Annotated in this window: 13 protein-coding genes; 6 read left to right on the forward strand and 7 right to left on the reverse strand. The window is 63.2% G+C overall.

From position 1 onward, the window contains the following. The coding region (locus tag EWM57_RS14700; RefSeq protein WP_129921917.1) for a fasciclin domain-containing protein at positions 1-496 on the reverse strand (496 nt) is incomplete at its 3' end. Positions 497-717: 221 nt separating this feature from the next. Here EWM57_RS14700 and EWM57_RS14705 point away from each other — a divergent pair. Then, positions 718-1179 carry a peptidylprolyl isomerase gene (locus tag EWM57_RS14705; protein WP_129921321.1) on the forward strand — a complete coding sequence of 154 codons (462 nt, stop codon included), beginning with the start codon at positions 718-720 and terminating at the stop codon, positions 1177-1179. Between the two features lie 89 nt (positions 1180-1268). Here the strand turns inward: EWM57_RS14705 and EWM57_RS14710 are convergent, their stop codons facing one another. From EWM57_RS14710 to EWM57_RS14725, 4 genes are all read right to left on the reverse strand, one after another. After that, positions 1269-1472, reverse strand: a complete 204-nt coding sequence (locus EWM57_RS14710; RefSeq protein WP_129921918.1) for a hypothetical protein — start codon at positions 1470-1472, stop codon at positions 1269-1271. Positions 1473-1835: 363 nt separating this feature from the next. Further along, complete coding sequence (locus EWM57_RS14715; RefSeq protein WP_129921919.1) at positions 1836-2027, reverse strand: hypothetical protein; 192 nt, start codon at positions 2025-2027, stop codon at positions 1836-1838. Positions 2028-2348: 321 nt separating this feature from the next. Then, entirely contained in the window at positions 2349-2768 is a 420-nt protein-coding gene (locus EWM57_RS14720; protein WP_129921920.1) for a hypothetical protein, read from the reverse strand. A 105-nt stretch (positions 2769-2873) separates the two neighbouring features. Next, positions 2874-3473: a helix-turn-helix domain-containing protein gene (locus tag EWM57_RS14725; protein ID WP_129921921.1), complete on the reverse strand. Its 600-nt coding sequence runs from the start codon at positions 3471-3473 to the stop codon at positions 2874-2876. A gap of 375 nt (positions 3474-3848) precedes the next feature. Between EWM57_RS14725 and EWM57_RS14730 the strand changes: the two genes are divergently transcribed. After that, entirely contained in the window at positions 3849-4823 is a 975-nt protein-coding gene (locus EWM57_RS14730; protein WP_129921922.1) for an NADP-dependent oxidoreductase, read from the forward strand. Further along, a complete protein-coding gene (locus tag EWM57_RS14735) occupies positions 4820-5731 on the forward strand; it encodes a helix-turn-helix domain-containing protein (RefSeq protein WP_129921923.1) in 912 nt (303 codons plus the stop codon). Before EWM57_RS14730 ends, EWM57_RS14735 begins: the two co-directional genes overlap by 4 nt. 204 nt (positions 5732-5935) lie before the next feature. Here the strand turns inward: EWM57_RS14735 and EWM57_RS14740 are convergent, their stop codons facing one another. After that, on the reverse strand, positions 5936-7459 hold the full coding sequence (locus EWM57_RS14740) for a sigma 54-interacting transcriptional regulator (RefSeq protein WP_129921924.1): 1524 nt from the start codon (positions 7457-7459) through the stop codon (positions 5936-5938). A 463-nt stretch (positions 7460-7922) separates the two neighbouring features. On the opposite strand from EWM57_RS14740, the gene EWM57_RS14745 reads away from it, so the two are divergent. The 3 genes from EWM57_RS14745 to EWM57_RS14755 are packed head-to-tail and all read left to right on the forward strand — an operon-like array spanning position 7923 to position 11894. Next, positions 7923-8936: an ABC transporter transmembrane domain-containing protein gene (locus EWM57_RS14745; protein ID WP_129921925.1), complete on the forward strand. Its 1014-nt coding sequence runs from the start codon at positions 7923-7925 to the stop codon at positions 8934-8936. Continuing rightward, on the forward strand, positions 8929-10302 hold the full coding sequence (locus EWM57_RS14750) for an HlyD family secretion protein (protein ID WP_129921926.1): 1374 nt from the start codon (positions 8929-8931) through the stop codon (positions 10300-10302). Before EWM57_RS14745 ends, EWM57_RS14750 begins: the two co-directional genes overlap by 8 nt. Before the next feature lie 35 nt (positions 10303-10337). Beyond that, positions 10338-11894, forward strand: coding sequence for a TolC family protein (locus EWM57_RS14755; RefSeq protein WP_242510082.1), 1557 nt, complete (start codon positions 10338-10340; stop codon positions 11892-11894). Positions 11895-11994: 100 nt separating this feature from the next. Here the strand turns inward: EWM57_RS14755 and EWM57_RS14760 are convergent, their stop codons facing one another. Then, a complete protein-coding gene (locus EWM57_RS14760; RefSeq protein ID WP_129921928.1) occupies positions 11995-13098 on the reverse strand; it encodes a vWA domain-containing protein in 1104 nt (367 codons plus the stop codon). Positions 13099-13175 lie beyond the last annotated feature (77 nt).

Consider the following 13175-nt stretch of genomic DNA (forward strand, 5'->3'; position numbering starts at 1 on the left):
CACCGTTCATGGTGGTCAGCTCCTGGCCGTCCTTGAGGTCGGAGGCCAGCAGGCGGCCGGCAATAACGTGGTAGGTCAGCACGCCCTTGAGCTTTTCCTTGCTCTCGGGCTTCATCAGGCCATCCAGCGCGCCTTTAGGCAGGGAGATGAAAGCCGAGTTGGTGGGCGCAAACACCGTGAACGGGCCGGGGCCGCTGAGGGTGCCGCCCAGGTCGGCGGCCGACACGGCCTTGATGAGCGTGCTCACGCTGGCAGCCTGCACGGCATTCTGGATAATGGTTTTGTCGGGCGTCATGGCCACGCCGTCCACCATCACGCCCTCGGGCTTGCCCATGCGGGCCGAGTCGGTCGACATGTTAGCCGAGTCGGCAATGACGGCGGCTTCGGTGGCGGTGGTGGTTTCGGTGGTTTTGGGGTCGCCGCAGCTGCTGAGGCCGGCGGCCAGCAGGCCGGCAGCGCCGAAAGCGAGGGAGACGTCGCGCAGAGTCTTTTTCATCGGAAACGGAACGGGGTTGGGATTGGAACTGGTGGAGATGGTTGAGTTGGGGCCAATATCGGGATATTCAGTTTCCGATATGGTAATTCTGCTTACGAAACTCCGCCGTAGGCCGGATGTTCAGCCCGCGGCCGATATTGGCTACCTTTGCCACCGACCCCGCGGGGCTGCGGCCCGTATAGCCCGGGGTTACTTTTCCATCTACCATTTCTTTCTTCCGCATGAAAACTGCCGAAATCCACACCAGCAAAGGTGTTATGAAAGTGGAGTTCTACGACCAGGACGCCCCCAAGACGGTGAAAAACTTCACTGACCTGGCCGAGAAAGGCTTTTACGACGGCCTCAAGTTTCACCGCGTCATTCCCAACTTCGTGATTCAGGGCGGCTGCCCCAACTCCCGCGACGGCGCCAAGGGCACGCCCGGCACCGGCGGCCCCGGCTACAAAATTGAGTGCGAAACCAAGGGCGGCCACCAGTACCACGAGCGGGGCGCGCTGAGCATGGCCCACGCCGGCAAAAACACCGGCGGCTCCCAGTTCTTCATCGTCCATGACCGCCAGAACACGGCTCACCTCGACGGGGTGCACACCGTATTCGGCAAAGTCGTGGAAGGCGTCGACGTTATCGACCAGATCAAGCCCAACGACGAGATTCAGAAGATTGTCGTGCGTGAGGAGGCCTAGGCTTCTTTTTAGATAAAGCCCCAAAAAGCCGCTGGTCTGCCAGCGGCTTTTTTTATGCGCGAGCCCCAAGGCGGGCCCGGCGCGGGAGCCTAGCGGTGGAAGAAGCGGTAGAGCGGGCCGTGGGGCTGGCTGCCGCGGTATACTTTGTAGTTGGGCCGGTGCAAAACAACGCGCCCCTTGCTGACGGCCCGCACGTAGGGCGACCGGTCGGCGGCGGCCGCTGGGGAAGCGGGCACGAGCACGGTCAGGGCGAAGAGCAAAAAGGCGAAGCGCAGGACGAGGGAAGCTTTCATGGGCAGAACAGGTGTGTAGGGTTGGGAAGTGGTTGCGGGACTTTCCGGGGCCGCCGGTGGGCCGTTGGAATGAGTCAAAGCAACACCGCCGCCGAGACTGGGGCTGGCTTTTTAGCCCGGCTGGCGGGGGCTCTATGCGAGAGGCCGAATATTCTATCCGAACGATTATTGCCCGGGCGCAGGCGGCCTGTTTTCCCCACTGGGGCCCACCACCGCTTCCCCCACCGGGCGGTGGCCTTTGGCTCCCAAATGCGGCAGCCGAGCCCGCCGGCCCGGACGCAAAAAAGCCGCTTGCGGACAAGCGGCTTTTAGCGTGCAATAGAGAGCGTGTGAAAAACCTAGCGGCGTAGCGCGCCGGCTTGCTTACCAGCGCTGGAAGAACCAACGATTGTGGTTGGCATTGTATTGCTTGTAGTTGGGGCGATGCAGCGCTACGCGGCCTTTGCTCACGGCCCGCACGTAGGGCGAGCGGCTGGCCATTGCCGGAGCACTGGCGGCGAGCAGGGCAACAACGAGGAACAGCGAGGCGAGGCGGGCGAGAAGCGAAGCGTTCATGACGGGGAAGATTGAAGAGGTTGCGAAGAGTCTGAAGGAAAGTTCCGAAGCGCCGTTGGGCCGTTGGAATGATACAAAGCAACGGCGCCGAATCCGGTTTTTTCGCCCTTTTCAGCCAGCCCCCGCCCCGCCTGTGCGAACGGGGTGTTTTCCTCGCCGAACAGCTTTTCGGCTGGGCGAATGGCGGAACTTTTCTCCCTAACATGGCGCGGCCACTTCAAAATCGGCCGCCCTGCTTGCGCAAGACGGCCGTCAGAAACTGCAATAGGAAGGGTAGCCTAACAATACGGGGGCACTCAGCAAGGGCGGAACGCGGGGCGCTTAAGCCGCCAGCGTGGCGCGGTGGCTGGTCACTTGGCTCTGGGCGGCCGTCAGCACGCTGACCTGGGCATCTATCTGCTCGGCGTCGATGGCGGCCAGCACCCGGGCCGGGGCGCTGCGGGCGCCGCCCTGGTCGCGGAGGTTGTCGCGCCGGTCGTTGGCCCGGCGCAGCTTGGTTTCGTACTGCTTGCGCAGGCTGGCCGAGATACCGGGCGTGGCGAGCATGCCGGTGTACATGCCGATTTCGGCTTCCACCTGGAGCAGCTGGGCCCCGGTTTCGGCTTTACTGCGGGCGACCCGGCTATCGGTGTAGCTCAGGTTGGAGTCGCGGTGCTGGTAGGTTTCCAGCTCGGCTTCGAGGTCCTGGAGGACGTCGTCGCACTCGGCGCGGGTGGTGAGCAGGGTTAGGTCAAGTGCCATAACGGGTAAGGGGTTAGGGTGAAAAATAGAATTCCCTAAACGTAAGGCCCGGTTTTATCCCGTGCATTAGTGCCAGCACTAGAAATTCAAATCCTGGTAGTAGCACTAGGCTGGCCGCGCCCCCGCCCTGTCGCCCAGCAGCGCGGCCAGCCCGGCGGCCTCGGCCTCGAGGGCCTCGGCCCGCAGGCGCAGCAGGTGGTAGCGGGCCGCGTCGGCGGGGTCGTGCAGGGTGGCGTGGGCCTGCTCCTGCCGGCTCAGCAGCCACTGCCGGGTACGGGTGGCCTCACCAGGCGTGGTCAGGACCTCGGGCAACGCGGGGGCGGCCAGCAGACCGGGCAGCACTTCCAGCCAGCGCCGGGCCCCGGCCTGGATCATGGCCAGCTTCCGCAGCTCCCGCCGGAGCTTGGCAGCCTGGTGGCAGCAGGTGTCGAGGCGGGCCTCCAGTAAGTCGGCGGCGGGGAGGCCCGGCGGGGGCACCTCGGGTGCGGGCGGCGCGGGTCGGGCCGGAGCATCAGGGGGCAGCCGGGCGGCCAGGGGGTGCAGGCGCAGCAAGACGCGGCTGGTAATGGCCCGGCGGCCGGCTTCGAGGTGGCCAACATGGGCACCCGTGATGCCTAAGTAGGCGGCGAGCTCCTGCTGCTCTAAGCCAAAGTATTTGCGCACTTGGGCCAGCAGTGTGGTGGAAGGAATGGACTTGCGAGGCACTGTCTTTTCTGTAGGTTATTTCTCAATAAACGAAAAATAACCTACAAAACATGGCTATGCCCAACGTCAAACGCCCCGCGCACCTGTCGGCACGCGGGGCGATTGGGTGTAGAGACGCATACTTGCGTCTCAATCGTTGAACGACAATCGGTCGGCTGGCGTGCACGCCGAGACGCAAATATGCGTCTCTACAATCGTGCATACTCAAAACGCCCCGCGCACCTTTCGGTAGGCGGGGCGTTTTGAGTATGCACGAGCCTGGCCGCGGGGAAGGCTCGCGGCGGCATTCTGGCTAAGACAAAGGGCATTTCGGCTAAGCCGTCGGCCGCGGCGGCACCGACCTTTGTATCGTTCATCAACTTCAAACCCCTTCTTATGAAAGCAGTACGAATTCATGCCTTTGGCGGGCCCGAGGTCCTGCACCTGGAAGAAGTAGCGCGGCCGGTGCCGGCGGCCGACGAAATCCTGATCCGGGTGCGGGCCAGCGGCGTCAACCCGGTCGACTGGGCAGTGCGGGAAGGCGGCAACGACGTGCTGCGCCCCTACCTGACGCTGCCGCTGACCCTGGGCTGGGATGCGGCCGGCGTGGTGGAAGAGCTGGGCAGCGCGGTCACCGGGTTTCGGAAGGGCGACGCCGTGTACGGCATTCCCAACTTCCCCGGCAACGGCAGCTACGCCGAGTTTTGCGCGGCCAAAGCCAGCCAGTTTGCCTACCAGCCGAAAACCATCGGCTTCACCGAGGCCGCCGCAGTGCCGCTGGCCGGCCTCACGGCCTGGAGCGGCCTGTTCGGGCACGGCCGGCTGCAGGCCGGTCAGCGCGTGCTGATTCAGGGCGCCTCGGGGGGCGTGGGCAGCTTCGCCGTGCAGTTTGCCAAGGCCCGGGGGGCGTACGTTATCGGCACGGCTTCGGCCGGCAACCTGGAGTATCTGCGGCAGCTGGGAGCCGACGAGGTGCTGGACTACCGCACGCAGCCGGTGGAGGACTTTGTGCGCGACGTGGACCTGGTGCTGGAAGCCTCGCCCCTGCGCGACAATGCGGCGCGGGTGAAGGCGGTGAGCGTGCTGAAGCCGGGCGGCACTTTCGTCAGCGTCAACCTCGACTTCCCCTTCGACGAGGCGATGCAGACAGCCCTGGCCAGCCGGCCGGCCACCGGCGAGCTGGCGCCCAACCAGCCCCGGCAGGACTGGCTGCAGGAAATAGCCCGGCTGATTGACGCGGGCCAGGTGCGGGTGGTGGTCAGCCGGGTGTATCCGCTGGCGCAGGTGGCCGAGGCCCACCGCGAAAGCCAGACCTGGCACGTACAAGGCAAGCTGGTGCTGCACATCAGCCCCAACGACGAGCCGGCATGAGACGATTCACCACGATAAGCGAGTTTCACGAGTTTCGGCAGCTGCCCAAGCCCCAGCATCCGCTGCTGAGCGTGGTAGACGTGGGCACCGTGCCCCCCCTGACCAGTGCGGAGCCGGCGAGCCTGGTCTTCGACTTCTACTGCATTTCCATCAAGCGCATGCGCAATGTGCACATGCAGTACGGGCAGCACTCGTTCGACTTCAACGAAGGCATCCTCTCGTTCATGGCGCCCAATCAGGTATTCAGCCTCGCCGTGGCCGACAAGGCAGAGGACGTCGAGAAATCCGGGTGGGTGGTGTACCTCCATCCCGACTTTCTGTGGAATACGCCCCTGGCCCAGACCATCCAGCAGTATGATTTCTGGGACTACTCGCTCCGGGAAGGCCTGTTTCTTTCCGCCAAGGAGGAGGAAGCCATTCTGAGTCTCGTCTTCGCCATCCAGCGGGAATATGCCTCCCCCATCGACCAGTTTAGCAAGCCGATTATCGTTTCGCACCTGGAAAGCCTGCTGCAGTACGCCGACCGGTTTTATCACCGCCAGTTTCTGACCCGCGAAAAGGCCAACCACGAGGTGCTCGAACGGCTGGAAACCCTGCTGCAAGCCTATTTCAACAGCCCTGACTTGCCGGAACGAGGCCTGCCCACCGTGCACTACGTGGCCGACTGCCTGCACCTTTCGCCTAAGTACCTGAGCAATCTGCTGCGGGTGACAACCGGGCAAAACACCCAGCAGCACATTCACGCCCGGCTGATTGCCAAAGCCAAGGAGAAGCTGTCGACCACCACCCGGACCGTCAGCGAAATTGCCTACGAGCTGGGCTTCGAGCACGTGCCCTCCTTCAGCAAGCTGTTCAAGACCAAAACCAGCCAGTCGCCGCTGGAATTCCGCGCCTCGTTTCCCAGCTGAGAACCGAGTCAGGGTTTTTGTAGCTTATTTTTCAAAAACTAAAAAATAAGCTACAAAACCTGACCAGACGTTAACCACAAACGCCCCGCGCACCTTTCGGCACGCGGGGCGATTGGGTTGGCAGTAGCGCGAACTTGGTAGTTCGCGTGCCTGAACGACACGAATGGCACGGGGTACGCGAACTACCAAGTTCGCGATACACCCTTACCGCCGCCGCCGGGGCTTCTCGTCCTCGTCGTCCTCGTCTTCATCCCCGCCGAAGCTGGGCATGGTGAACATGGAGGAGAGCAGGTCCTTGAACTGGGTGCCGCTCTGCACGCGGTTGCGCGAAATCAGGCTGTGCTCGGCCAGGCCGTGCAGGCAGAATTCCATCAAAAACCAGGTCGTTTCCTTGTCCTCGTTGGGGTGCAGGAAGGTCACGATGTTGCGCAGGCCGGGCACCTGCTCCAGGGCGGCGTGGTAGTCTTTATCCGAGGCGTCGCTGAGCACGTCGACGGTGTTGCCGGCGCTGAACCAGTCCTGCACCTCCTTGTAGGGGTTCGGAATGCTCTTCTTTTTCTTCTGCTTGTCGGGGTCGGGGAAGTAGTTCAGGAACAGGGTGCGGATGGCCTTACCCATCAGCTTTTCGGCCACCAGGCCCGCGCCCTCCTGCTCGCCTTCGTAGACCAGCTCCACCTTACCGGTGAGGGCGGGCACGGCGGCCAGGAAGTCGGCAATGCGCACGTAGGTTTTCTTTTCCCCGTTGATCAATGCCCGCCGCTCGGCGGCGCTGATCAGGCTCTCGTAGGCGGCAATGGTCAGGCGGGCCGACACCCCGCTCTTGGCATCCACGAACTCCGAGGAGCGGGCCTCCACGGCCACCTGCTCCACCAGGTCGCGCACGATTTCGTTGGTCGTCACCATCCCGTCCTGGGCCTCCTTGATGCGGGCCTCCTGCCGGGTGATGCGCTTGCCGATTTCGATGGATTTCGGGTAGTGGGTGATAATCTGGGAGTCGATGCGGTCCTTGAGCGGGGTCACGATGGAGCCCCGGTTGGTGTAGTCCTCGGGGTTGGCCGTGAATACGAACTGGATATCCAGGGGCAGGCGCACCTTGAAGCCCCGGATCTGGATGTCGCCTTCCTGCAGGATGTTGAACAGCGACACCTGGATGCGGGCCTGCAAGTCGGGCAGCTCGTTGATGACGAAGATGCCGCGGTGCGAGCGGGGAATCAGGCCGAAGTGAATTACCCGCTCGTCGGAGTAGGGCAGTTTCAGCGTGGCGGCTTTGATGGGGTCGGCGTCGCCGATGAGGTCAGCCACCGACACGTCGGGGGTGGCCAGCTTCTCGGTGTAGCGGTCGGAGCGGTGCAGCCAGCTTACGGGCGTGGCGTCGCCTTTTTCGGCAATGAGGTTTTTGGCGTAGATGCTCAGCGGCTGCAAGGGGTCGTCGTTGAGCTCGGAGCCTTCCACCACCGGAATATACTCATCGAGCAGCTCCACGAGCAGGCGGGCAATGCGGGTTTTGGCCTGCCCGCGCAGCCCCAGCAGGTTGATGTGGTGCATGCTCAGAATGGCGCGCTGCAGGTCCGGAATTACGGTTTCCTCGTAGCCAAAGATGCCGGGAAACACGTCTTCTTTAGCCTGGAGCTTGGCAATAAGATTATCCCGGAGTTCCTGCTTCACGGAGCGGGGCTGGTAGCCGGACTTCTTCAGGTCGCCGAGGGTGCGAATGTCAATTCGGTTCATAGAGAGGGAATAGTGCGGCGCCCGGCAGCGTGGTAGCCAGGGCGCGGAAGGATACTGGTATAACTGCCTAAGCCCCCCGTTGGTTCGAGGCGCACCGCTAGGACCGCCTCGCCCTCACCCAGCAGTTGCGGCCCGACAGACTTTAGCCCGACGACCAACCCGGCCCGGGGCGGCCGTTTTGGTGCCGGCCGGCCAGGGCCGCCAGATTAGCCTGGGATTAAAAATGGGGATAAAAAACCGATTTAATTCGGTTTTAAGAAGCCTCCGCGTTGTGGGCTCTAATTTTGTGGCACAATCAGCTGGCGCCCGCCGGAACGGTTTTTTACCCGTGGCGGCCCGGTTTTGCGGGCGGCTAGGCCCGCTGGCCCGGGCCCGACCCGGCGTAACCTTCGGCCGCCAAGTACGGTTGAGCTTAACGGCCGGCCGCGGGTGCCCAGCCTCATTTCGAACCACACTCTTCCCCATGGCCACCAAACATCTGGCTTTACCTCCCCCCACGCCCTGGCAGCGGCTGGTCCGCATGCTCGAGCCCGAGCGCCGCGCCATCCGCTACATCCTGTTCTACGCCATTGCCACCGGCCTGATCAGCCTGACCCTGCCCCTGGGCACTCAGGCCGTGTTCAACCTGGTTTCGACCGGGGCCGTGTTCAGCTCCACCTACATCCTGATTGGGGTGGTGGTCGTGGGCGTGCTGCTGGCCGGGCTGCTGCTGATTGGGCAGTTTACGCTGGTGGAAGCCATGGAGCAGCGCCTATTTGCCAAGGCCGCCATCGAGTACGCCTACCGCCTGCCCCGCATCGACCCCAAGGCTCTGGAGGGCGAAAACCCGCCGGAGCTGGTCAACCGCTTCTTCGACGTGCTGACCGTGCAGAAGGGCCTGACCAAGCTGCTGATTGATTTGATGTTTGCCGGCATCCAGATCTTGTTTGGCGTCATTGTGCTCTCGTTTTACCACCCCGTGTTCGTGGGCCTGGGCCTGACCATTCTGGTGCTGCTGGCCCTGATTTACACCCTCAACTACCGCCGGGCTCTGAAAACCAGCATTGAGGAGTCGGCCTACAAGTACGAGACGGTGGACTGGCTCCAGCAGGTGGCCGCCGACTTGCCCCAGCTCCGCGCCAGCGCCGTCACGCCCAACGTGGTGCTGACCCGCACCGACGAGCTGACGGCCAAGTACCTGCGCGCCCGCAACGACCATTTTCGGGTGCTCAAAAGCTACTACAAGTGGGCCATTGCCCTGCGCACGGTGCTCACCGGCGGCCTGCTCATTGCCGGCACCCTGTTCGTGGTGTCGCGGCAGATGACGCTGGGGCAGTTTGTGGCCGCCGAGGTGCTTATCGTGCAGATCAGCAGCTCGATTGAGAAGCTGATGACCGGCGTGGCTACCGTCTTCGACATGCTCACGGGCGTGGAGAAGCTGGCCGCCGTCACGGATCTGCCCCTCGTTCACCCTCATTCCGCCGACGCCCATGCTTAATATCTCCAACGAGAACGTCGACGACTCCATCTGGCACGAAGAGTTGCAGCACTCGCGCCGGCAGCTGCTCAGCGCCAACGGGGCCCGCACCCTGGCCCGGGTGCTCACGGCCGTGGGCGTGATTTTCCTGGTCATCCTGTTTCTGCCCTGGCGCCAGACCATCGAGGGCACCGGCTCGCTCACCACGCTCAGCCCCGAGGACCGGCCCCAGACCGTGCAGAACGCCATTGCGGGCCGCATTGAGCGCTGGGCCGTGCGCGAAGGCCAGCTGGTGAAGCGCGGCGACACGCTGCTGACCATTTCCGAAATCAAGGACGAGTACTTCGACCCCAACCTGCCCCAGCGCCTGGGTGAGCAGCTGGCGGCCAAGCAGGGCAACGTGGCGGCCAACGCGGCCAAAATCGAGGCCACCGACCAGCAGATTCAAGCCCTGCGCCTGACCCTGAACGTGCAGCTCGACGCGGCCCGCAACCGCGTCACCCAGGCCCGCAACACCGTCCGCATCGACTCGGCCGACCTAGTGGCCGTGCGCAACTTCTACCAGGTGGCCCTCTCCCGCCTGGCCCGCTACGAGGAAGGCTACAAAAACGGTCTGTTTTCCCTCACTGACATCGAAACCCGCCGCCTCAAGCTCCAGGAAGACCAGGCCAAGGTGACGGCCCAGCGCAACAAGCTGCTCAACTCCCAGCAGTCGTTGGCCAACGCGAACATCGAGCTGAGCAACCTGCGCGCCAAGTACGAGCAGGACTTGGCCAAAACCCTGTCGGACCGCAGTTCGGCCGTATCGAGCCGGGCCTCGTCGGAGGGCGAAGTGGCGGCGCTGCGCAACAAGATCAGCAACGTGGAGGTGCGCCGCGGCCTGTACGTGGTGCGCGCCCCCCAGGACGGCTACGTGGTGCGCACGCTCAAGGCCGGTATCGGCGAGACCATCAAGGAGGGCGAATCGTTGGCCACCCTGCAGCCCGACGCGCCCGTGCTGGCCGTGGAACTCTACGTGCGGGCCATGGACGTGCCTCTGATCCAGCGGGGCCGCCCCGTGCGCCTGCAGTTCGACGGCTGGCCCGCAGTGCAGTTTTCGGGCTGGCCCTCGGTGGCCGTGGGCACGTTCGGCGGCACCGTCACGGTGATTGACGTGGTGAGCACCACCAACGGCAAGTACCGCCTGCTGGTGCGCCCCGACCGCCAGAACAACCAGGACCCGGCCTGGCCGGCGCAGCTGCGGCTGGGCTCGGGCGTCTACGGCTGGGTGATTCTGGACTCGGTGCCGGTGTGGTACGAAATCTGGCGGCAGCTCAACGGCTTCCCGCCCAGCCTGCAGGCCGCCCCGAGCGAGGCCCCCATCAAGGCGCAAGCCGACAAGAAGTAGGCCCTATGAAGAAACGAACGACTGGTTTTTGGTGGTTGGTTTCTGGTTTTTGGCCCTACCTCACCCAAAAACCAGCCCCCATCAACCTTACACTACCTATTGCTGCTCTGCTGACGCTGTTGAGCCTGGGCGCTCTGGCCCAGACGCCGGCTCTGCCCCGGCGCGCGGCCGGCCTCACGCCCGCTCCGCTCCAGACCCGGCAGCTGGCCACCGACCCGCCCGCCGCGGACACGGCGCGGGTGTTTTCGCTCCAGGACCTGGCCGAGCTGGTATTCGCCAACCACCCGCTGGTGAAGCAGGCCGCCCTGCTCAGCGCCGACGCCCAGGCCCAGGTGCTGGCCGCCCGCGGGGGCTTCGACCCCAAGCTGGGCTCGGGCTTCGACCGGAAAATCTTCGGGGGCACCGACTACTACAACCGTTGGGCCAACGAGCTGAAAGTCCCGCTCTGGCCCGGTGGCATCGACCTGAAGGCCGGCTACGACCGGATGGTGGGCACTTACGTGAACCCCGAGTACCGCACTCCCCTCGACGGGCTGGCCGGCGTGGGCCTGTCGGTGCCGCTGGGTCAGGGCCTGCTCATTGATGCGCGCCGCAGCACCCTGCGCCAGGCCCGCATTATGGTGCAGGCCGCCGAGGCCGACCAAGTCAAGCAGATCAACGAGGTGTGGCTGCAGGCCGTGAAGGACTATTGGAATTGGTACTACGCCTCCCAGCAGGCCCAGCTGGTGCAGGAGGGCGTGGCCCTGGCCGACACCCGCTTCCGGGCTACCAGCCGCCGCGCCCTGCTCGGCGACCAGGCCCCCATCGACTCGGTGGAAGCCAGCATCACGGTGCAGGACCGCCAGCTCCAGGCCCAGCAGTTGGTGGTGGAACTGCAGAATGCCCGGCTGCTGCTCTCCAATCATCTGTGGAACAAGGATGCCCAGCCCGTGGAGCTACCCGCCTACGCCGTGCCCCAGCGCCCGATGCTGGTGCCCGTGGATACGGTTCAGTTCGGCCAGCTGCAGCGCCAGGCCGCCGTGGCCCATCCCACCTTGCTCAAGCTCGACGCCAAAATTCGGCAACTGGGCGTGGAGGAGCGTTACCGCCGGGAGCTGCTCAAGCCCAAAATCAACGTGAGCGGCACCCTGCTCAGCCGCGGCGACTTCTACCGCCCCGAAGTGCCAGCCTATTACGATTTCGGGCTGAACAACTACAAGCTGGGCGTGGACTTCGCCTTTCCGCTGTTTTTGCGCCAGGAGCGCGGCAAGCTCCAGCAAGCCCGCCTAAAGGTGCAGGATGCCACCCTGGAGCAGCAGCAAAGCCGACGCACCATCGTCAACCAGGTGCAGGCCGTGTATAATAGCCTGCAGGCTTACGAGCGGCAGCTGACATTGCAGGCTCAGACCATTGCCAACCAGCGCCAGTTGCTCCAAGCCGAGCTGCAAAAATTCGAGCTGGGTGAAAGCACCATTTTCCTCATCAACGCCCGCGAATCCAAGCTCATTGAGCTCCGCATCAAGCAGGAAAGCCTGCGGGCCAGCTACGAAAAGGCCCGCGCCGAGCTGTACTACTACGCCGGCACCCGCACGCTGGGGGCACAGGAGCGTTAACCTAGTTGCTTGCGCCATGGCCTAAGGATTTTCAACGGCTAACAAAAAAGGCCGTTCTGCTGAGCAGAACGGCCTTTTTTGTTAGCCAGCAAACCGGTTATTACAGCGTCTTGCGGCGGTTTTTTTTATAGTCTTCGAATACTAGGTGCCCCAGACCTTTTAGGCCCGAGTAGTAGGCCTTGCCCTGATTGACCTGGGTAAACTCCTCCACGAACTGCTGCAGATACGGGTCCGAGGCAATCATGAACGTGGTGATGGGCACCTTGAGGCGGCGGGCGGCGGCAGCCAGATTCAGAGTCTTGTTGACCACTTTGCGGTCGAGGCCGAAGGAGTTTTTGTAGTAGCCGTTGCCTTCCTTAAGGCAGGTAGGCTTGCCGTCGGTAATCATAAAGATCTGCTTGTTGGGCGTCTTGCGCTTGCGCAGCAGGTCCAGGGCCAACTCCAGGCCGGCCACGGTGTTGGTGTGGTAGGGCCCGACTTCGAGGTAGGGCAGGTCCTTGATGGTGATGGGCCAAGCATCGTTGCCGAACACGATAACGTCGAGGAAGTCCTTGGGATACTTCTGCTTGACGAGCTCGGCCAGGGCCATGGCCACCTTTTTGGCGGGCGTGATGCGGTCCTCGCCGTAGAGAATCATCGAGTGCGAGATGTCAATCATCAAGACCGTGCTGGTCTGGGTTTTGTGCTCGGTTTCGCGCACTTCCAGGTCGCCCTCAGCTAGCATAAACTCGTCGGTCAGTCCGTGGTTGAGCTGGGCGTTGCGGATGCTTTCGGTCATCGAAATCTGGTCCACGGCGTCGCCGAAACGAAACTCGCGCAGGTCGGTGCTCAGCTCGTCGCCCTGCCCGGTCTGGGGCGTGCGGTGGTTGCCGGAGTTACCCTTTTTGAGCTTGCCGAAGATTTCCTCCAAGGCACTCTTGCGAATGCCCTGTTCGGTTTTAGGCGTAATCTTAAAGGCGCCCCGCTCCTGCTCGTTCTCATCGATGTAGCCCTTTTTCTTCAGGTCCTCGATGAAGTTGCCCATGCCGTAGTCATTGTCGGTCAGGCCGTACTGCTTATCGAGCTCATTAAGCCAGGACAAAGCCTCCCCCACGTCGCCGGACGTGATGGTGACCAGTTGCATAAAGATCTTGAACAGGGACTCAAAGCCTTTTTCGGGCGAGTCATCGGGCACGAAATCCCGGAAACGAAAACCAGCAGCCATAGGAAAGGAATTAGGCTCTGAGAACAACCAGCCCGCGGGCAATGTTCACCGGGGCAGTTTTTCGGCAAAAGAGTCCT

Origin of the sequence: Hymenobacter persicinus, assembly GCF_004167665.1 — a bacterium.
Taxonomy (GTDB): Bacteria; Bacteroidota; Bacteroidia; order Cytophagales; family Hymenobacteraceae; genus Hymenobacter; species Hymenobacter persicinus.